The following is a 21,806-nucleotide window of genomic DNA, read 5'->3' on the forward strand; positions in this document are numbered from 1 at the left end:
CGCCAAGCCGTCGAGGCTTCCGGTCCGGGTACTGCCCAGCCGCCACGGCGTACCGGTGGGCGGTACCAGCTCCACATCGGACATCCGGGCGAGCCGGGGCACGAATAGGGTGCCGCCGCGCGCCGCGTACTCCTGGTCGCCGCCGGGCGGAAGGGCGGGCAGGTCGGTGCCGTCCAGGTCGACGAGGACGAACCGGCCGGGCTGCTCGACCTGCGCCGACCGCACAAGGCCCCACACGGCGGCGCCGGCGAGGTCGCGTACCGGTTCGCCGCCCACGCTCACCGCTCCGCGGGTCGCGAAGACGTAACGCCGTTCGTCGTCCAGGGCTGCTTGCAGGAGGCCGAGTACCCGTGCGGTCAGCGCGTGTACGGCGTCCGGCCCTTCGCCCTGGCCGATCGCCTCGACCACGACAGGACCGTCATCCGGGAACGGAGGCGGCAGCTCGGCCGGGACAGGTGTCCAGGTGAGTGCGAACAGCAAGTCGGTTCCACTGCGATGAGCGGCGGGCGGCCGGAGCGCGACCGACTCGACGCTCAGCACGACGGCGCCGGACGCGTCCACAGCGGACAGCGACACGGCGTCGGTGCCAGTGGCGACCAGCCGCACGCGCAGGGTCGTGGCGCCCGAGGCGTGTAGGGCCACGCCCGCCCAGTCGAACGGGAGCAGCCCGTCGCCGGTCCCGTCCACGTAAGCGATCGCGTGCAACGCCGCGTCGAGCAGCGCCGGGTGCACGCCGAACGCCTGCGGATCGGGCGCCCCATCCGGGAGCGCCACCTCCGCGAAGACCTCGCCACCGCGCCGCCATACGCCGCGCAGCCCTTGGAAGACCGGCCCGTACCCGAGGCCGCCGCCCGCCATCCGCTCGTAGAAACCACTGAGGTCAGCCGGCTCGGCACCGGCCGGGGGCCACACCGACACGTCGAAGCCGTCCGTGGCCCCGGGCTCCTGCGCGAGCGCGCCGGTCGCGTGCAGCGTCCACGGCGCGTCGACGGACTCCTCGGCACGGCCGTACACGGCCAGCTCTCGCCGGCCGCTCTCCGTCGGGCCGACCCGCACCTGCACCTGTACAGCGCCCCGCTCGGGCAGCACCAGCGGCGCGACGAGGGTCAGACCATCGACACGGCCGTACCCGACCTCGTCCGCGGCGCGGATCGCGACCTCGACGAAGCCGGTACCGGGCAACAACACCGCACCGCCGACCGCGTGGTCCGCGAGCCAGGGGTGGGAGCGCAGCGACAGCCGGCCGGTGAAGAGCACGCCGGACCCGTCTGCGAGTTCGGCCGCCGCGCCGAGCAGCGGGTGCCGGGTGGCGTCGAGCCCCGCGGCGCGTACGTCGCCGGAGCCCGAGCCGCCCGCCGGCCAGAAACGCTCGCGCTGGAACGGGTACGTGGGCAGGTCGACGTGTCGCGTCCCGGTGCCGGCGAAGAGCGCGGCCCAGTCCACCGGTACGCCGGCCACGTGCAGGCGGGCGAGCGCGGTGACCGCGGCGACCTCCTCCGGCCGGTCCTTGCGCAGCACCGGCGTCACCGTCGCCGTGTCCTCGCCGAGGCACTCCTGAGCCATGCTGGAGAGCGCGCCGCTCGGCCCGATCTCCAGCAGCGCGGAGACGCCCGCGTCGCGGAGCGCACCGATCCCGTCGGCGAAGCGCACCGCGCCTCGCACGTGCCGCACCCAGTAGTCCGGCGTGCACACCTCGCCGGGGGTGGCGAGCCGGCCGGAGAGGTTGGAGACCAGTGGGATCTCGGGCTCCGCATAGGACAGTCCGTCAAGGACGGTGCGCAACTCGTCCAGCATCGGCTCCATGAGCGGAGAGTGCGAGGCGTGGGTGATCGCGAGGCGAGAAGTCTTGCGCCCGTCGGCCGCGAAGCCGCCGGTCACCTCGAGCACCGCGGACTCTTCGCCGGCCACCACCACCGATGTCGGGCTGTTGATCGCGGCGATCGACGCGAACGCCTCGCGACCGACCAGGAGCGGGGCGACCTCCGCCTCGGTCGCCTGCACCGCCACCATCGCTCCGCCCGGCGGGAGCGCCTGCATCAGTCGGGAGCGGGCGGCGACAAGCCGGCACGCGTCGGCCAGCGAGAAGACGCCGGCCAGGTGCGCGGCGACTACCTCGCCGTTCGAGTGCCCGCCGAGGTAGTCGGCCCGGACGCCGAGCGACTCCATCAGCCGGTACAGGGAAACCTGGAGTGCGAACAGGGCGGGCAGCGCGAGCCCCATCTGGTTGAGCAGGTCCTGGTTCGTGCCCCACACCACGTCCCGCAGCGGCCGGGCAAGGTGCGGGTCGAGCCCGGCGACCACCTCGTCGAAGGCACGCGCGAAGACCGGGAAGCGCTCGTACAGCTCACGGCCCATGTCGAGCCGCTGTCCCCCGCCGCCGGAGAAGAGCATCCCGAGCGACGGCTCAGCCGCGACGCCACGGGCGATCTCCGGCATACCCTCCTCGCAGCCGAGCAGTACCGCCCGGTACGGCAGCTGGGCTCGGCCGGTAGCGAGCGCCCGTCCGATGTCGACAATCGCCGGGGCGGGAAGCGCCCGGAGCTGGGTGAGCTGTGCGTCGAGGGCCGCATCGCCCTTCGCCGCGACGATCCACGGCACGGCGGCTGGCACGGGTGCGGCCTCGGGCTCCGCATCGGTGGCCGAAACCTGCTCCAGGATCACGTGGGCGTTCGTGCCGCTGATGCCGAACGACGAGACACCCGCCCGCCATGGACGGTCGACATCGGGCCATGGCGCCGGCTCGGTCAGCAGCTCGACGCCACCCGCCGTCCAGTCCACATGCGACGACGGCGCATCCACGTGCAGCGTCTTGGGTACAAGACCGTGCCGCAGCGCGAGCACCATCTTCATCACGCCCGCTACGCCGGCGGCGGCCTGGGCGTGGCCGATGTTCGACTTGATGGAGCCGAGCAGAAGCGGACGCTCCCGGTCCTGCCCGTACGTGGCGAGCAGTGCCTGCGCCTCGATGGGGTCGCCGAGCGTGGTACCGGTACCGTGCGCCTCGACAGCGTCGACGTCCGCCGGTGAGAGGCTGGCATTGGCGAGCGCGGCCCGGATCACCCGCTGCTGCGACGGGCCGTTGGGCGCGGAAAGACCGTTGGATGCGCCATCCTGGTTGACCGCCGAGCCGCGCACCACCGCGAGTACCGGGTGTCCGAGCCGCCGGGCGTCGGAGAGCCGCTCCACGACGAGTACGCCGACGCCCTCGGACCAGCCCGTGCCGTCAGCGGCCTCGGCGAACGCCTTGCACCGGCCGTCCGGCGCCAGCCCTCCCTGGCGGGAGAACTCGACGAAGACGAGCAGGTCGGCGAAGACCATCGCACCGCCGACGAGGGCGAGCGAGCATTCGTCGTTCCGCAGCGCCTGGACGGCAAGGTGGAGTGCGACCAGGGACGAGGAGCAGGCGGTGTCGATGGTGACCGCGGGTCCTTCGAGGCCGAACGTGTAGGCCAGCCGGCCGGACATCACGCTGCCCGTGGTGCCGGTCAGGACGAACCCTTCGGACTCCTCTGAGAGGAGCGAGTCGTACCCCGTACCGCAGGCACCGACGAACACGCCGGTCCGGCTGCCGCGCAGGCTGGTAGCGTCGATGCCGGCCCGTTCGATGGCCTCCCACGAGGTCTCAAGCAGCAGCCGCTGCTGGGGCTCCATGGCGAGAGCCTCGCGCGGAGAGAGGCCGAAGAAGCTGGCGTCGAACCCGGCGACATCGTCGACGAAGCCGCCCTCGTGCGTGGCCGAGCGGGACTTGCCGTCCGCGCCGAAGAGCCTGTCGAGGTCGAAGCCGCGGTCGGTGGGAAACTCCCCGATGCCGTCCCGCCCTTCGGCGACGAGCCGCCACAGGTCCTCCGGTGTCCGCACACCGCCGGGGAAGCGGCAGGCCATACCGGCGATCGCGATGGGCTCGCGGTTGCGCGACTCGAGTTCGTCCACCCGCTGGCGGGCACGCTTGAGGTCGACGGTGACCCGCCTCAGGTACTCGACGACTTTGTCCTGCTGGTCTTCGGGCACTTGTCCGTCCTCGTCACGCGGGGTGGGAATGCTGCGGCTCCTCACGAGAGGGTGAGTTCGTCATCGATGATGTCGAGCAACTCGTCAAGAGAGGCCGACCTGATGTCCTCTTCGGACGCCTTGCCGGCCGGCACCGGTACTGACTGCCGCAGCTTCGCGGCCATCCGCTCCAGGCGGTCGGCGAGGTCCTGCGGATCGCATCCGTCCACACCGGACGACAGGAGCGCGGCCTCCAGCCGGTCCACCTCGTCGGCGATGGAGGCCGCCGGCGCCTCCTCGACCATGAGGTTGGCCAGCAGGAAGTCCGCGACTGCGTGCGGGGTCGGGTAGTCGAAGACGAGCGTCGTGGGCAGTCGTAGGCCGGAGAGCCCGTTGAGCCGGTTGCGCAGCTCGACAGAGGTGAGCGAGTCGAAGCCGAGCGCCCGGAACTCGATGTCCGAGCCGACCGCCTCGATCCCGCTGTGCCCGAGCACGGCTGCCGCCTCGCCGCGTACGACCTCGAGCGCGGTCCGGGTGCGTTCCGCCTTGCGCAGCCCTGACAGCCGCTGGGCGAGCGAGACAGTTGTCGCGGCGTGGCCGTTGGCGGCCGCCCGGCGGCCGGTCTTCACGAGCGCCCGGAGCAGCGACGGCACCTCGGGAAGCGCGCGGAGCGCGGACAGGTCGAGCGCCATCGGGACGACGTTTGCCTCGTCGAGGCCGAGCGCGGCGTCGAACATGGCCAAGCCCTCGTCGACGCTGAGCGGCGGCAGGCCGGCCCGCGCCATCCTTTCCATGTCGGCGTCGGTTAGGCCGCTGGTCATCCCGGTGCCCTGCGCCCAAGCACCCCACGCCAGCGATATGGCGGGAAGGCCGAGGGCCCGGCGGTGCGCGGCGAGGCCGTCGAGGAAGGAGTTGCCGGCGGCGTAGTTCGCCTGGCCGGCGCTCCCCATGACGCCGGCGGACGACGAGTAGAGGACGAAGGCGGCGAGGTCTGAGTCACGGGTCAGCTCGTGCAGATGCCATGCCGCATCCACCTTCGGCCGCAACACAGTGGACAGCCGCTCCGGCGTCAACGACTCAAGCAAGCCGTCATCCAGCAGGCCCGCCGTGTGCACGACCGCGGTCAACCGACGCCCATTCAAAACGACGGCTAGTGCATCCCGATCGGCCACATCACAGGCGACGACCTCGACATCCGCACCGAGCCCGATCAGCTCGGCCCGCAATCCGGCCGCATCTGGCGCGTCCAGACCGCGGCGGCTGGTCAGCAGCAGCTTCCGCACCCCACGCCGTACCACCAGATGCCGCGCCAGCTCACCACCCAGACCACCAGTCCCACCGGTGATGAGCACGACGCCGTCCGGATCCCAGGCACGAGGCATGGTCAGCACAATCTTGCCGACATGCTTGGCCATACTCATGAACCGGAACGCCTCACCAGCCCGCCGCACATCCCACGACGTCACCGGCAACGGCCGCAACACACCACGGCCAAACAGCTCCAGCAGCTCGGCGAGCATCGATCCGATCCGCACGGGACCGGCGTCGGCCAGGTCGAACGGGCTGTACACCAGACCGGGCAGGTCTTCGGCACGGCGGATGTCGGTCTTGCCCATCTCCAGGAACCGGCCGCCCGGTCCGAGCAGCCCCACCGACGCGTCCACGAACTCACCGGCCAGCGAGTTCAGCACCACATCGACCTTCGGGAAGCGGGTAGCGAACTTCAGCGAACGCGACGACGCGATGTGCTCGTCATCGAGCCCCAACGACCGCAACGCGTCCCACTTGCCCTCACTCGCCGTTGCGAAGACCTCCGCACCCAGGTGCTGCGCGAGCTGAATCGCCGCCATACCCACACCACCCGCACCGGCGTGGACAAGCAACCTCTCCCCTGGCTTCAACCCAGCCAGGTCCACGAGGCCGTAATACGCGGTCAGGAAGACAAGCGGTACGGAGGCAGCCGTCGTGTCCGTCCACTGTGGCGGTACGAAGCCGAGCTGCCGAGCGTCGGTGATCGCCAGCGGGCCGAAGCCGTCATCGACAAGGCCCATGACCCGGTCGCCAACCCGAAGGCCGGTCACCTCCGGGCCGGCCTCCACGACCGTGCCGGCCGCCTCGGCGCCGAAGACCCGCACGTCGCCGGGATACATGCCGAGCGCGGTGAGGACATCGCGGAAGTTCAGGCCGGCGGCGCCGACCGCCACGCGCACCTCGTGCGCGGCGAGTGGGCGGGCGGACTCCGGTGACGGTACGAGCGCAAGGGAGTCGAGGCTGCCGGCGCGTACGCTCTCCAGCCGCCACGGCCCGTCGACCGGCGGGACGAGCGCCTGCCCCGATGTAGCACGTACCAGGCGTCCGGCGTGGACGGTGCCATCGCGGACCACGGCCTGCGTCTCACCGGCGGCGAGCAGGCCGGAGACGAGGGCAGCCACCGATTCCAAGCCGCCGCCGTCGGTCACGTCGACAAGCAGCAGGCGGCCGGGCTGCTCCTCCTGCGCGGCGCGCACAAGTCCCCACACTGCCGCTGCGGCCGGGTCGGCACCGGTGGTCGCACCGCGGGTCACCACCGCGAGGCGCGCGTCGCCGTACCGATCGCCATCCAGCCACTCCTGAACCGTGCCGAGCGCGGCGGCGGTCAGCCGCCGCACGGACGTCGGAGACACGTCGAGGTCGCCGGCGACCGGGTACAGCACCACGTCCGGTACCGGATCGACGAGGTCGGCAGGGGAGCCGGTAAGCACCGCCCAGCGTGGCTCGGCGGCCGGCTCGACGGGCAGCGCGGTCCAGTCGAGCCGGTACAGCGAGTCGGCGCCGTCCGGTGCGCGGTGCAACTCCTCGGCGTGCATCACCCGAAGTGCCAGCCGGTCCACTGTGGCCACCGGGCCGCCGGCCGCGTCCGCGACGGCGAGCGCGAGCGCGTTCTGCCCGGCCGAGGTCAGCCGGACCCGCAGCGCGGCGGCGCCCGAGGCGTGGAGGGCGACGCCCTCCCAGGCGAACGGCAGCGCCCCGGCGGCCACTCCGAGGTCGACCACGCCGGCGGCGTGCAGGGCGGCGTCGAGAAGCGCGGGGTGCAGTCCGTACGCCCCGGCTTCCCCGGCCGTATCGGGCAGCTCGATCTCGGCGAAGACCTCGCCACTGCGCCGCCACACCGCGCGCAGCCCCTGGAACGCGGGACCGTAGTGGGAGCCGGACTCGGCGAAGGTCTCGTAGCAACCGGTGATGTCCACCGCCTCGGCCCCGGCGGGCGGCCAGGAGGCGGCGTCGAATGTGGACTGTGTCGCGCCGGAGCCGAGCGTGCCGGAGGCGTGCTGGGTCCAGGCGGCGCCCGGCGCGTCGGCCGGACGGGAGTGTATGCCGACCGGGCGCCGGCCGTGCTCCTCGGCGCCGACCCGCACCTGCACAAGTACCGCGCCCTGGTCGGGCAGTACCAGCGGCGCCGCGAGCGTCAGTTCCTCCACCCGGTCGCAGCCGGCCTCGTCGGCCGCGCGGACCGCGAGGTCGAGCAGAGCGGTACCGGGCACGAGCACCGAGCCGAGCACGGCGTGGTCGCGCAGCCACGGGTGTGCCTGCGCGGAGAGACGTCCGGTGAGCACGATCCCTTCGCCGCCGGCGAGGTCCACCGCGCCGCCGAGCAGCGGGTGGCCGGCGGGGGCCAGGCCGAGTGCGGCCGCGTCGACCGGGCCGGCCGAGGCCTCCGGCCAGAACCGCTCATGCAGGAACGCGTGCGTCGGCACGTCGACCCGCCGCGCGCCGGTGCCCGCGTAGAGGGCGGGCCAGTCGACCGGTACCCCGGTCACGTGCAGCTTGGCGAGGGCGGTGACGGCGCTGGCCTCTTCAGGTCGGTCGCGGCGCAGGACCGGTACGACGGTGGCGTCGTCGGGCAGCGACTCGGCGGCCATCCCGGCGAGCACGCCGTCCGGGCCGAGCTCCAGATAGGTGGTGACGCCGGCGCCGCGCAGCGCGCTGATCCCGTCGGCGAAACGGACCGCTTCGCGCACGTGGCGCACCCAATATTCAGGGAACGTCACGTCGCCGCTCGCCACGAACGGGATGCGGGGCGGGACGAAGGACAGTTCGCGTACAACCGCACGAAAGTCGTCCAGCATCGGGTCCATCAGCGGCGAGTGGAACGCGTGCGACACCCGGAGCCGGGAGGTCTTGGCGAAGCCGGCGGCGATCGCGAGGACGGCGCCTTCCTCACCGGCGACGACGACCGACGAAGGGCCGTTCACCGCCGCGATCGACACGCTTTCGGTGAGCAGGGGCAGCACCTCGTCCTCGGTGGCTTGCACGGCCACCATCGCGCCGCCGGCCGGCAGCGCGTGCATCAGCGCGGCCCGAGCCGTGACGAGCCGGGCGGCGTCCACGAGCGAGAGGACGCCGGACACGTGTGCGGCGGCGACCTCGCCGATCGAGTGGCCGGCGACGTGGCCGGGCCGGATGCCGAGCGACTCCACCAGCCGGAAGAGGGCTACTTCGACGGCGAAGATGGCCGGCTGCGCCCAGCCTGTCCGGTTGAGCAGGTCGGGGTCGTCGCCCCACATCACGTCCCGCAGGCCGGGGTCCAGGTGGTCCAACGCCTCGTCCAGCGCCCGCGCGAAGACCGGGAACCGGCCGTACAGTTCGCGCCCCATCCCGAGTCGCTGCGAGCCCTGGCCGGTGAAGAGGACCGCGAGGCCGCCGGGGCGCACGGTGCCTCGGGCCACCTCGGCGAGCCCTTCGGGACCGGCCAGCAGTACCGCGCGGTGCGCGAAGCTTGAGCGGCCGGTCAGCGAGAGGCCTACGTCCACCGCCGCGGAATCCGTCGTGGCGGCGAACGACCGGAGACGTTCCAGCTGCGCGTCCAGCCCGGACGGTGTCTTGGCGGAGACCGGCCAGGCGGCGACGGCCGGCTTAACGGTGGCTGGTTCGACCGCCTCGGCCCGCTGCGGCGCCTGCTCGATGATGACGTGGGCGTTGGTACCGCTGACGCCGAACGAGGAGACGCCCGCCCGGCGGAGCCGCCCGCTCTCCGGCCACGCCGTCGGCTCGGTGATGAGCCGGACGTCGCCCGTGCTCCAGTCCACATGCGACGACGGACGTTCGGCGTAGAGGGTCTTCGGTGCGACCCCGTGCCGCATCGCCATGATCATCTTGATCACACCGGCGGCACCGGCCGCGGCCTGAGTGTGGCCGACGTTCGACTTGACCGAGCCGAGCAGCAGCGGCCGCTCCCGGTCCCGCCCGTACGTGGCGAGGATCGCCTGCGCCTCTATCGGGTCGCCGAGTGAAGTACCGGTACCGTGCGCCTCCACCACATCGACGTCCGTTGTGGACAGCCCACCGCTGGCCAGGGCCTGAAGGATGACCCGTTGCTGGGCGAGGCCATTTGGCGCGGTGAGACCGTTGGAGGCGCCGTCCTGGTTGATGGCCGAGCCGCGGAGCACCGCCAGGATCCGGTGCCCGCTGCGGAGTGCGTCGGACTCGCGCTCCAGCACGAGCATGCCGATCCCCTCGGACCAGCCAACACCGTTGGCATCGTCGGAGAACGCCTTGCACCGGCCGTCCGCCGACAGGCCACGCTGCCGGGAAAAGTCGATGAACGTCTCCGGTGTGGACATCACGGTGACCCCGCCGGCCAGCGCCATGTCGCACTCGCCCGCGCGGAGCGCCTGCACGGCGAGGTGCATGGCGACGAGCGACGACGAGCAGGCGGTGTCGACGGTGACCGCCGGGCCTTCGAAGCCGAACGTGTACGACACCCGGCCGGACGCCACGCTCGCCGCGCTGCCGTTGCCGAGGAACCCTTCGAGATCCTTGCTGCCGAGGAGCCGGTAGTCGTTGTACATGACACCGGCGAACACCCCGGTCTGGCTGCCACGCAGGGCCACCGGATCGATCCCGGCGCGCTCCATCGCCTCCCACGAGACCTCCAGCAGCAGCCGCTGCTGCGAGTCTGTCGCGGTCGCCTCGCGTGGGCTCATGCCGAAGAATCCGGGGTCGAAGCTGGCCGCGTCGTGCAGGAAGCCGCCCTCCCGGGTGTACGAGGTGCCGGCATGGTCGGGGTTCGGGTCGTAGAGCGTGTCCAGGTCCCAGCCCCGATCGGTGGGGAACTCGGTGATCGCGTCGATCCCGTCGCTCACCAGCCGCCACAGGTCCTCCGGCGAGGTGACTCCGCCGGGGAAGCGGCATGCCATCCCGACCACGACGACCGGGTCGTTGGCCGCGCTCGCCCGCACCTTCGCCGGTACGCGCACGGCGGCGTCCACACCGGACAGCTCGCCGAGGAGGTACGCGGCGAGTGCCTGCACGGTCGGGTAGTCGAAGACCAGCGTGGCCGGCAGCCGCAGCCCGGTGGTCGCGTGCAGGCGGTTGCGCAGCTCGACCGAGGTCAGGGAGTCGAAGCCGAGGTCGTTGAAGGTGCGGTCCGGCTCCACCGCCGCCGCGTCCGCGTGGCCGAGCACCTGGGCGACCTGCCCGCGCAGGAGGTCGACGAGTACGTCCGCCCGCTCCGCCTCGTCCACGAGGGACAGTTGCCGCGCCAGTCCCTGCGCCTCCCGGCTGGTGGCTCGGCGCGCCGGTTGGCGGACCAGCCCACGCAGTACGGCCGGCACCTCCCCCGTTCCCCGGATGGCGGCGAGGTCGAGCCGCGCGGGCATCACTACGGGTTCGCCGGTGGCCAGCGCGGCGTCGAAGAGCGCGAGGCCCTGCGCGACCGGGATCGGCGGCAGGCCGGCACGAGCCATCCGCTCCACGTCCGCCGCACCGAGCCCGGCCATCATGCCGACCTCGGCGTCCCACGGCCCCAGGCCAGCGACGCGGCCGGGAGACCCAGCCTGCGCCGGTGTGCGGCGAGCCCGTCGAGGAACGCGTTGCCCGCCGCGTAGTTGCCCTGCCCGGCGCCGCCGAACGTGCCGGCGAGCGAGGAAAAGACCACGAACGCCGACAGGTCGCGATCGCGGGTCAGCTCGTGCAGGTGCCAGGCGGCGTCTACCTTCGGCCGGAGCACGGCGGCGAGCCGCTCTGGGGTGAGAGAGGCGATCACACCGTCGTCCAGCACGCCGGCGGTGTGCACGACCGCACCGACTGAGTGCTGGCTCAGCAGGGCGGCAAGCGCGTCACGGTCGGTCACGTCGCACGCCTCGACCTCGGCGCGCGCGCCCAGCCCGGCAAGCTCGGTGACGAGTTCGGCCGCGCCGTTCGCGTCCGGGCCGCGCCGGCTCGCGAGCACGAGGTCCCGTACACCGTGGGCGGTCACCAGATGGCGGGCGATGGCGGCGCCGAGCCCGCCGGTGCCGCCAGTCACGAGCACCGGGCCGCGCCACTCGACCGGGTCATCGGTCGCGCGGATCCGGGCCAGTCGGGGTGCGAGTACCTCGCCGGCGACGATCCGGACCTCCGGCTCTCCGGTCGCGAGTGCGGCGAGAAGCGTTGCGCCCTCGGCGGGCTCAGCGAGGTCAACGAGGCCGAACGCGCCGGGGTTTTCCGCCTGGGCGGCCCGCACCAGGCCCCACGCGGCGGCCGCGGCGACGTCGGTGCCATCGGTCGCGCCCCGCCCCACGAATACCAGCCGCGCGCCGGCTGGCCGTTCGTCGGCAAGCCACGCCTGGAGCAGGCCGAGCACTCGGGCCGTCTCGTCGTGCGCGGCCGCTGGACGGTAGGTGGTGAGGTCGCCGGCGAGTGGCGCGAGCACCACGTCAGCGGGCAGGGCGTCGCCCAGGTCCGAAGCGACCCGCGCGTTTACGCCGTCGAGGCTCCCGAGTATCACGACGTCCTCGGGTATCGGCTCGGTGCGTGGTACCGGCGTCCACTCCACACGCCACAGGTGGTCCTCGGCCGCGCCCGCCGCAAGGCCGGCAGGCGCGGGACGCTGTACGAGCGAGTCGGCCGACAGCACCGGCTGTCCACTCAGGTCAGTCGTGACAAGCCGTAGTGAGTCCGGGCCGGTACGGGCCAGGCGGACTCGCAGCGCCGTGGCGCCGGCCGCGTGCAGCGTCACGTTGGTCCAGGAGAACGGGAGCGTAGCGGCCGTCTCCGCCTCGCCGGCGAGGGCGTACGCGTGGAGCGCACCGTCGAGCAGCGCCGGGTGCACCTCGAAGGCATCGGCACGGTCCGCGTCGGGCAGCCGGATCTCGGCGTACACGTCGTCGCCGTGCCGCCACGCGGCGGTCAGGCAGCGGAACGCGGGCCCGTACTCGTATCCGGCCTCCGCCAGGCGGTCGTAGCCGCCGTCCAGGTCGACCGGAACCGCGTCGCCCGGCGGGTCGCAGAGGTCCGGGGCGAGCGGCGGCGAGCCGGTGGCGAGGGCACCGCTGGCGTGGCGGATCCACTCGCCGTCACCGGGCCGTCGCGAGTGGATAGTCACGCCGCGGGTGCCAGTGGTGTCCGGTCCGTCCACCACCACCTGTAGCGAAACGTCCACGCTCTCCGCCAGGACGAGTGGTGCTTCAAGCACCAGCTCGGCAACGCGTGCGCAGCCGACCTCCTCGCCGGCTCGGATCGCCAGCTCGAGGAATGCCGTGCCGGGTACCAGCGTGGCGCCGAGGATGCGGTGGTCGGCTAGCCACGGCTGGCCGAGACGGGAGACGGTACCGGTGAACACGACGCCACCCGCACCGGCCACGTCTACCGCGCCACTGAGGATCGGGTGGGCCAGCGCGGAAGGGCCAGCGCCGGGTGGGGTGCGGAGCCAGTACGCCGTGCGCCGGAAGGGATACGTGGGCAGGTCCACCCGGCGGGCGCCACGACCGGCGAAGTATGCCGTCCAGTCCGGCCCGGAGCCGCGGACATGCAGGGCGGCGAGCGCATCGGTCAGCGCCTCGGCCTCGTCCTGTCCGGCACGCAGGGCCGGCAGTGCCAAGCCGTCCGGCAGCCCTTCGGCCACCATCGCGGAAAGCACGGCGTCCGCGCCGAGCTCCAGCACCGAGGTGACGCCGTCCTTGCCTAGGGCATTCACCGCGTCGGCGAAGCGCACCGACTCCCGGGCCTGGCGCACCCAGTACTCCGGCGTGCCCAGCTCCGCGGCCGAGACCCGCGCGCCGGTCACCGTCGAGACGAGCGGCAGGCGGGGCGTGCGGTACGACAGCACGTCCGCGACCCATCGCAGCCCGTCCAGCGCCGGCTCCATCAGCGGCGAGTGGAACGCGTGCGAAACCTTGAGCCGGGTGGTCTTCTTGAACCGGGATGCCACCGCCAGTACGGCCGCCTCCGCACCGGAGAGCACGACCGAGCCGGGTGCGTTGGCAGCCGCGAGCGACACGTCTCCGGTCAGCAGCGGCAGGATCTGGGCTTCGGTTGCCTGTACCGCCACCATCGCCCCACCCGCCGGCAGCTCCTGCATCAGCCGGCCCCGGTGCGCGGCGAACGCGGCCGCGTCCGCGAGCGACCACAGCCCAGCGACGTGGGCGGCGGCCACCTCGCCGATGGAGTGGCCGGTCACCACGTCGGGCCGGAGCCCCCAGGACTCCAACAGCCGGAAGAGCGCGACCTGGAAGGCGAACAGGGCGGGCTGGGTGTACGCGGTCTGCTCCAGCAGCGCCGCCTCGGGTGACCCGGGCTCGGCGAAGACCACGGAGCTGAGCGGCCGGTCAAGGTGGAGGTCGACCTCGGCGCAAGCGGCGTCGAACGCCTTGGCGAAGGCCGGGTAGCGCGCATAGAGGCCGCGTCCCATGCCGGCCCGCTGGGCGCCCTGCCCAGGGAAGACGAACGCGAGCCCGCCGTGCTGTACCGTCCCGGTCACCAGGCCGGGCCCCGAGCCGCCAGCGACCAACCTGTCGAGCCCGTCGGCGATGGCGGTCGCGCCCCGAGGACCACCGCCCTGTGTTCCAGCGCGGCCCTGCCGGTAGCCGCCGAGTAGGCCACGTCGAGAGCGTCCACACCGGACGTGAGCACAGGACGCAGCCGCTCGGCCTGGGCGCGGAGCGCGTCAGGCGTACGGGCGGAGAGGACCAGCGGCGCCGGACCCGAGGCATGCTCGGCCGGCGGCTCCTCGGCTGGCGGCGGCTCCTCGAGGATCGCGTGCGCGTTGGTCCCGCTGAAGCCGAACGATGAGACCGCACAGCGCCTCGGTTCGGCGGCTGGCGGCCACTCCCGCGCGTCGTGCAGTAGCTGTACCCCACTGGCGGACCAGTCCACGTGCGGGTTGGGCGGGTCGGCGTGCAGTGTGCGAGGCAGCGCGCCGTACCGCATCGCCTGGACCATCTTGATGACGCCGATGGCCCCGGCGGCGGCCTGGGTGTGCCCGACGTTGGATTTCACCGAGCCGAGCCACAGCGCGGCACCGTCCCGCCGCTCCGCCCCGTACGTGGCCTGAAGTGCGCCGACCTCGATCGGGTCGCCGAGCGTGGTGCCGGTACCGTGCGCCTCCACAGCGTCCACATCGGAGGCCTGTAAACCAGCGTCGGCAAGGGCCTCCCGGATGACCCGTTGCTGGGCCACCCCGCTCGGCGCGGTCAGTCCGGCACTCGCACCGTCCTGGTTGGTCGCCGTGCCACGGACCACCGCGAGCACCCGGTGCCCGCGCGCCCGCGCGTCGGAGAGGCGCTCGACGAGCAGCAGCGCGACGCCCTCGCTCCAGCCGGTACCGTCCGCGGCCGCGCCGAACGCCTTGCACCGCCCGTCGGCCGCGAGCCCACGCTGCCGGCTGAACGCCATGAAGGAGCCCGGGGTGGCCATGACCGCGACGCCGCCAGCGATGGCGAGGTCGCATTCGCCCCGCCGCAGCGACTGCACGGCCAGGTGCAGGGCGACGAGGGAGCCGGAGCAGGCGGTGTCGACCGTGATGGCAGGCCCGTGCAGGCCCAGCTCGTACGCGATCCGTCCGGAAAGGATGCTGCCCGCTGTACCGGTGATGAGGTGGGCTTCCGCGCCGTCCCGCGCGTGCTCCAGCCCGGGGCCGTACTCTTGGTTTTCGGCGCCAACGAAGACGCCGGTGGTCGAGCCGCGGACCGATAGCGGGTCGATGCCCGCGCGCTCCAGGACCTCCCACGCGGTCTCCAGCAGCTGCCGCTGCTGCGGGTCCATCGCGAGCGCCTCGCGCGGCGAGATGCCGAAGAAGCCTGCGTCGAACGCGGTCGCGCTGTCGAGGAAGCCGCCGTGCCGCACGTACGTGTGGCCGGCCCGGTCCGGGTCAGGGTCGTAGGCGGCGTCGACGTCCCAGCCGCGGTCGGTCGGGAATGGGCCGATGGCGTCGCCGCCGCCGCGCACAAACCGCCACAGGTCCTCGGGGGAGGCGATGCCGCCGGGCAGCCGGCAGGCCATGCCGACGATGACGACCGGGTCGTCGCCCTCCGCACGGGCGCGGGTGGCCACGCGTGCCGGGGCAGTGTCGGTACCGCCCAGGAGTAGCGCGGCGAGGTGCTCGGCGAGGCGCTGCGGCGTGGGGTGGTCGTAGCCGAGCGACACCGCGAGCGTGAGGCCGGTGTGCGTCTGGAGCCGGCGGTGCAGCTCCACCGCGGCAAGCGAGGCGAAGCCGAGGTCGGCCAGGCTCCGCCGGGGGTCATCCAGTTCGGACGGTGCGATCTGTAGTGCCGCGGCGGCCTGCGAGCGGACAAGCTCGAGAAGGCGGCGCAGGGCGTCCGTGCGCGTTCCGGCCGCCAGCTCCACGCGCAGGGCGTGCGGGTCGACGGACGCGTCGGCCTCCGCACCGGCACCGGTGGGGTACGACGCTTCGGCTTCACCCGTCATAACGCTATCCACCCCAACCATTGCCGGCCTGAGCTTCGGATGGACTGTATGAGCGGCCGGGCTGTGATTTCCCCTAGAGGGCCGGCCTCCCAATGGGGTGGCCAGCAACTTCTGGGGATTTCCGGGCATCGCCCACCGCACGATCAGTCGGGTGGACCGATCAGCCGCGAGGGAGCGCCCGTGAGGCTGGCATGCTGGCAGGCCGTCGTGCGCCGCGAGGACGGCGAGCGGCGCTTGGAGCGGCTGACCGAGGTCGCCGCGCGGGCCCGCCGCGCCGGCGCGGACCTGCTGGTCACGCCCGAGCTCTCGTTGACCGGCTACCATGCCACGCCGGCCGAGGTCGCGCGGACGACGGAAGGTGCGGCCGCACTCGCCGAGCGGGCCGCCGCTATCGCCGCCGGCGCGGGGGTCGCGCTGCTGTACGGGTTCCCGGAGCGGTCCGGCGCCATGACGTACAACACTGTCCGGCTGGTGGATGCGCGGGGCGAGACCGTGGCCACGTACCGGAAGGGGCATCTCTTCGGCCCCGGCGAGCGCGCCGCCTTCGCGGCGGGTGACCACGCCGTGGTCCAAGCCGACCTCGGCGGCCTCAGGGTCGGGCTAATGGTCTGCTACGACGTCGAGTTCCCCGAGTTGGTACGGGCGCACGCGCTGCGCGGGACCGACCTTCTCCTTGTGCCGTCCGCGCTGGCGCGGCCATGGGAGTTCGTCGCGGAGACGCTCGTACCCGCGCGGGCGTTCGAAAGCCAGCTCTACATCGCGTACGTCAACTGGGTCGGCTCGGACGGCCTCGACGCGTACTGCGGGCTGACCCGGGTCGCCGGCCCGGACGGTCGGGTGCGAACGGCCCCGGCGATCGGCCCCGACCTGCTGCTCGCGGACGTGCGGCGGGAAGTCCTCGACGAGGCACGGGAGGCCACGCCGTACCTGGCCGACCGGCGCCCGGAGCTGTACTCGGACCTGACCGCAGAGGCGCCCCATGTTCGTTCCTGACTTCCCGTTCGCGTACGACGACTGGCTGCGACACCCGGCCGGCCTCGGCCACCTGCCCGAGCACCTGCACGGCACGCCCGTCGCGGTGGTTGGTGGCGGCGTATCCGGCATCGTGGCCGCCTACGAGCTGATGCGGCTCGGGCTCCGCCCGGTGCTGTACGAAGCCGGCGAACTCGGCGGCCGCATGCGCTCGGTGCCGTTTCCGGAGGATCCGGAGTACGTCGCGGAACTCGGCGCGATGCGCTTTCCGCCGGCCGCCACCGCGCTCTTCCACTACATCGACGAGCTGGGACTGCCGACCATCCCGTTTCCCAACCCGCTCGCGCCCAGCACGCCAAGCACCGTGGTGAACCTGGAGGGCGTGGTGCATCGCGCCCGAACCCTGGAGGACCTGCCGACGGTCTACCAGGAGGTCGCCGACGCTTGGGAGAAGACGCTGCGCGACCAGGCGGAGCTGGCGGCGATGGAAGACGCGATCCGCGGCCGCGACGTCGGCTGGGTGAAGACAATCTGGAACCGACTCGTCACTCAGTTCGACGACCAGTCGTTCTACGGCTTCCTGGCGAGTTCGTCGACGTTCAGCTCGTTTCGCCACCGCGAGATATTCGGTCAAGTTGGGTTCGGCACCGGCGGCTGGGACACCGACTTCCCGAACTCGATCCTCGAGATCCTCCGGGTCGTCTACACCCAGGCGGACATCGACCACGTCAGCATCGTGGGTGGCGCGCAGCAATTGCCACTCGGCCTCTGGCGACACAGTCCGCCCATGATGGCGCACTGGCCGGCGGGGACGACGCTGGAGAGCCTGCACGACGGCGGGGCCGGCCCTGGCGTGATGCGGATCCGGCGCTCCCGCGAACTCATCACCGTGCAGGACAGTGGCGGGCGCATCCGCGCGTTTCCCGCCGTCATTTTCACCCCGCACGTGTGGTCCCTGCTCGTACATGTGGACTGTGCCGACGAGCTACTCAGTACGGACCTGTGGACCGCGGTCGAGCGCACCCATTACATGAGTTCCTCCAAGGTATTCGTGCTTGCCGACCGTCCATTCTGGCGTGACCTCGACCCGCGCACCGGTCACGAGGTGATGGGCATGACGCTCACCGACCGCTTCCCGCGCGGCGTCTACCTCTTCGACAGCGGTCCGGACAAGCCGGGCGTGATGTGCCTGTCGTACACCTGGAATGACGACTCACTGAAGTTCCTGACGCTCGATGACGAGCAGCGGCTGGCTGTCCTTCTGCGACGGTTGGGACGGATCTACCCCGGAGTCGACATCGCCCGGCACGTGATCAGCAAGCCGATCACCGTCTCCTGGGAGCGGGAACGGCACTTCATGGGCGCGTTCAAGGCGAACCTGCCCGGCCACTACCGGTACCAGCGGCGACTGTTCACCCAATTCATGCAGGACGGGCGGCCGGCACCACAGCGTGGCTTCTTCCTCTGCGGCGACGACGTGTCGTGGACGGCCGGCTTTGCCGAGGGCGCGGTCACCACGGCGCTCAACGCGGTCTGGGGTGTGCTCAACCACCTGGGCGGCCGCACCGATCCGCGCAACCCCGGACCTGGCGACCTCTTCCACGAGCTGGCTCCGGTCGACCTGCCACTGTGAGGGGCGTGCGTCCGTTACGAACGATTGGCGTCCCAACGGACAAGCGTCGCGCCGGTCGACATTCCGCCACCGAAGGCGGCCATCAGCACCAGGTCCCCGTCGGCGAAGGCGCCGTGGCGGTGGGCGGTGTCGAGCGTCAGCGGGATCGAGCCGGCGCCGGTGTTGGCGTGCTCGGCCACGGTCAGGTGGGTACGCGCGCTGGTGAGCTTCAGCCTCGGCAGCAGCTCGCCGAGCATCACGCCGTTCGCCTGGTGCGGCACGAAGTGGTCGACTGCCTCAGGCGGGAGACCGTGCTCCCCCAGCAGCCGGCGTAGCGTCTCCGGCACCTCGGCGAAGACAAACTCGCGGACCGCCCGGCCGTCCATCTTGAAGTAGTGCAGCCCGTCGGCGAGCGTCTTCTCCGAAGCTGGGATGCGGCTGCCCCCGCCTCCACCCGGATCATCCGGTGGTGCGCGCCCTGCGTGGCCAGGTGCGAGCCGACCACGCCTCGGCCGGGCCGCACCGGGCCCAGGACGACCGCGCCAGCGCCGTCACCGAAGAGCACGGCGGTGCGCCGATCGGTCGGGTCGATGAGCCGGGAGTACACGTCGGCGCCGATGACGAGGGCGTAGCCCGCGCCCGAGCCGGCCGACAGCAGGCGGGTAGCCGTTTCCAGGGCGAAGACGAAACCGGTGCAGACCGCGTTGAGGTCGAAGGCGGCGGCCCGCTCGGCGCCGATGCGGTGCTGCACCAGGCATGCGGTGGCCGGCTGTGGGTGGTCCGGTGTGGACGTCGCCACGACGATCCAGCGCAGCCGCCGGGCCGGCACACCCGCGTCCGCCAGTGCCGCCTCGGCCGCTTTCACCGCGAGGTCCGATGTGGCTTCGTAGTCTGCGGCGTACCGGCGGGAGCGGATCCCGGTCTTGCGGACGATCCACTCGTCGGTGACGCCCGCCCGCTCGGCGACGGTCCCGTTGGGCACGACATCGTCGGGCAGGAACGAGCCCGTGCCGACGATCCCGAAGCCGTTCATCATGTCGGTCCGGCGCGGAAGCCGCTGCCGGTCTTGCGGCCCAGGTGCCCGGCGGCGACGAGCCGCTCCAACGAGGCGGCCGGCGCGAGATCCGGGTCACCGTACTCCTCGTGCAGCCGGCGCTGGATGGCCAGTGAAACGTCGAGACCGACCGCGTCAAGGAGCGCGAACGGCCCCATCGGGTACCCGTACTCCTCCTCTACCGCGGCGTCGAGCTCGGCCACGTCCACCTCGCCGCGGTCGAGCATCTTCACCGCCTCGTTGAGGTATGGGAAGAGCAGGTAGTTGACGATGAAGCCCGCGGTGTCGGCGCAGGGCACACCTGTCCTGCCGAGCCGCGCGCAGAGCGCCTCCGCGGCCGCCAGCACGTCGCCGCTGGTCCACTGTGTCCGTACCACCTCGACGAGCCGCATGACCGGAGCCGGGTTGAAGAAGTGCAGTCCGAGCACGTCGGCCGGGCGGCCGGAGGCTTCCGCGCAGGCGACGACGGAGAGGCTGGACGTGGTGGTGGCGAGCACCGCGCCGGGGCGGCCCACCCGGCCCAGCGTGGCGAAGGCGACCCGCTTGGCGGGCAGGTCCTCGACGATCGCCTCGACGACGAGGTCGCAAGTGGAAAGTGCGGCGACATCGTCGGCCACCGCGAGCCGGCCGAGCGCCTCGGCCCGGCCCTGCTCGGTGTTCTTGCCCCGCGCCACGGCCTTCGCCAGTGAGCCACCGATCGCCTCCGCGGCGGCGATCGCCTTGGCGGCGCTGCGCGCCACAAGCGTGGTGGGGATGCCGGCGGCGGCGCTCACCTCGGCGATGCCGCGGGCCATCGTGCCCGAGCCGAGCACGCCCACCCGCTCGATCGGGCGGGCCTCGGCCGGGCCGACGCCGGTGCGCGGTGCGGATGATGCTTCCGGGTAGTGGTCCCGCCCTTCGTCGGCGTGCTGGCGCAGCGCCTCCGCCGGATCGTGTGCCACGTGGCCGGTCCGCTCGTGCAGCGCGTCGAGCACCTTGACGGCCGTGCCAAGGCCGATGCGGTCGAGCGTCTCGAACGGGCCCGCGGGCAGGCGGCAGCCGAGCCGCATCGCGGTGTCGACGTCCGTCCGGTCGACGTGGCCCCGCTGGTCCAGGTGTGCCGCCCGGTTGAGGTATCCGTAGACGAGTTCCTCAGCGGCCGTCCGCGCGGCGTTTTCCACCGGTGCGAGTGTCATCGGCCAGTCCCGCGAAACCGGTTGATGGCCGGCAGATGCCGTGCTCGCATCTCCGGGTCCGTCACGCCCAGGCCTTCGCGCGGGGCGAGGCAGAGCACGCCGACCTTGCCGCTGTGCCGGTTGCGGTGTACCTGGTGTGCGGCCTCGCCGGCATCCTCCAATGGGGACACCGCGGAGAGCGTCGGGTGCACCATGCCCTTGGCGATGAGGCGGTTGGCCGCCCACGCCTCGCGGTAGTTGGCGAAGTGGCTGCCGACAATGCGCTTGAGTGCCATCCAGAGGTACCGGTTGTCGTACTCGTGGCGGTACCCCGTGGACGAGGCGCACGTGACGACGGTTCCGCCGCGCCGGGCCACGTACACGCTCGCACCGAACGTCTCCCGCCCGGGTGCTCCAGCACGATGTCGGGGTCTTCGCCGCCGGTCAGCTCCCGCAGCCGCGAGCCGAACCGCTTCCACTCGGCCGGATCGGGCGTCATTTCGTCGCGCCAGAAGCGGAAGTCCTCCTCGGCGCGGTTGATGACCAGCTCCGCCCCCATGGCCCGTACCTGCGCGGCCTTGCTCTCGCTGGAGACCACGCACACCGGGATCGCGCCACCGTTGAGCGCGATCTGGGTGGCGTACGAGCCGAGCCCACCTGCGGCACCCCAGACCAACACCACGTCGCCCTGCTTCATCGCGGCGCCGTTCTGCGACACGAGCTGCCGGTACGCCGTCGAATTGACCAGGCCCGAGGCGGCCGCCTCTTCCCAGGTCAGGTGCTCCGGCTTGGGCATCAGCTGGTTGCCCTTGACGAGGGCGATCTCGGCGAGGCCACCGTAGTTTGTCTCGTACCCCCAGATGCGCTGCTCGGGGTCGAGCATCGTGTCGTCGTGGCCGTCCGGCGCGGCGAGCTCCACCGACAGGCAATGCGCCACGATCCGGTCGCCCGGGCGCCAGCGGCGGACCTCCGCGCCGGTGCGCAGAACGATGCCGGACAGGTCGGAGCCGAGCACGTGGTACGGCCGGTCGTGCCGGGCCGCCCACGGGCCGACCCGCGCGTACCGCTCCAAAAAGCGGAACGTCGCCATCGGCTCGAAGATGGCGCTCCACACGGTGTTGTAGTTGATGGAGCTGGCCATCACCGCGATGAGCACTTCGCCGGGGCCGGGCTCCGGCGTCGGCACGTCGTAGATGTGCATCGACTTGCGCGGGTCTTTGTCGCGCGTGGCGAGGCCGTCGAACATGTCGACCTCGTCCTTGAGCACGACCGCGCCGCGGAAGCTCTCCGGCACCGGCAGCGCACCGAAGTCGGCCGCCGTCGCGTCGTCGGCGAGCGCGGCGTCGACGATCTGCTGCATCGA

7 protein-coding genes and 3 pseudogenes are annotated in these 21,806 nt (G+C 72.3%); 2 read left to right on the forward strand and 8 right to left on the reverse strand.

From position 1 onward, the window contains the following. Positions 1 to 99 precede the first annotated feature (99 nt). The 4 genes and pseudogenes from Pflav_RS44065 to Pflav_RS44080 all read right to left on the reverse strand — a co-directional run. A pseudogene (locus tag Pflav_RS44065) lies at positions 100 to 4,008 on the reverse strand (type I polyketide synthase); the annotation flags it as partial. Between the two features lie 41 nt (positions 4,009 to 4,049). Beyond that, on the reverse strand, positions 4,050 to 10,745 hold the full coding sequence (locus Pflav_RS49345) for a type I polyketide synthase (protein ID WP_197938761.1): 6,696 nt from the start codon (positions 10,743 to 10,745) through the stop codon (positions 4,050 to 4,052). Beyond that, positions 10,745 to 12,697 (reverse strand): type I polyketide synthase, encoded by a 1,953-nt coding sequence (locus Pflav_RS49350; RefSeq protein WP_462933167.1) that lies wholly within the window; start codon positions 12,695 to 12,697, stop codon positions 10,745 to 10,747. The genes Pflav_RS49345 and Pflav_RS49350 overlap by 1 nt, the downstream gene beginning before the upstream one ends. 81 nt (positions 12,698 to 12,778) lie before the next feature. Further along, positions 12,779 to 15,519 (reverse strand): annotated as a pseudogene (locus Pflav_RS44080) (type I polyketide synthase); the annotation flags it as partial. A 312-nt stretch (positions 15,520 to 15,831) separates the two neighbouring features. Here Pflav_RS44080 and Pflav_RS26855 point away from each other — a divergent pair. Beyond that, positions 15,832 to 16,644 (forward strand): nitrilase-related carbon-nitrogen hydrolase, encoded by an 813-nt coding sequence (locus Pflav_RS26855; RefSeq protein ID WP_232071954.1) that lies wholly within the window; start codon positions 15,832 to 15,834, stop codon positions 16,642 to 16,644. Continuing rightward, a complete protein-coding gene (locus Pflav_RS26860) occupies positions 16,631 to 18,256 on the forward strand; it encodes a flavin monoamine oxidase family protein (RefSeq protein ID WP_173039176.1) in 1,626 nt (541 codons plus the stop codon). Before Pflav_RS26855 ends, Pflav_RS26860 begins: the two co-directional genes overlap by 14 nt. Positions 18,257 to 18,270: 14 nt before the next feature. Here the strand turns inward: Pflav_RS26860 and Pflav_RS46285 are convergent, their stop codons facing one another. From Pflav_RS46285 to ccrA, 4 genes and pseudogenes are all read right to left on the reverse strand, one after another. Further along, positions 18,271 to 18,516, reverse strand: a complete 246-nt coding sequence (locus Pflav_RS46285; protein ID WP_232071956.1) for a 3-oxoacyl-[acyl-carrier-protein] synthase III C-terminal domain-containing protein — start codon at positions 18,514 to 18,516, stop codon at positions 18,271 to 18,273. After that, complete coding sequence (locus tag Pflav_RS26865; protein ID WP_232071958.1) at positions 18,492 to 19,268, reverse strand: 3-oxoacyl-ACP synthase III family protein; 777 nt, start codon at positions 19,266 to 19,268, stop codon at positions 18,492 to 18,494. The genes Pflav_RS46285 and Pflav_RS26865 overlap by 25 nt, the downstream gene beginning before the upstream one ends. Then, positions 19,268 to 20,464, reverse strand: a complete 1,197-nt coding sequence (locus Pflav_RS26870; RefSeq protein WP_173039178.1) for a 3-hydroxyacyl-CoA dehydrogenase family protein — start codon at positions 20,462 to 20,464, stop codon at positions 19,268 to 19,270. The genes Pflav_RS26865 and Pflav_RS26870 overlap by 1 nt, the downstream gene beginning before the upstream one ends. After that, positions 20,461 to 21,803 (reverse strand): annotated as a pseudogene (gene ccrA, locus Pflav_RS26875) (crotonyl-CoA carboxylase/reductase). The gene Pflav_RS26870 and the pseudogene ccrA overlap by 4 nt, the downstream one beginning before the upstream one ends. Between the last annotated feature and the right edge of the window lie 3 nt (positions 21,804 to 21,806).

Origin of the sequence: Phytohabitans flavus (genome assembly GCF_011764545.1) — a bacterium.
In the GTDB taxonomy this organism is placed as follows: domain Bacteria; phylum Actinomycetota; class Actinomycetes; order Mycobacteriales; family Micromonosporaceae; genus Phytohabitans; species Phytohabitans flavus.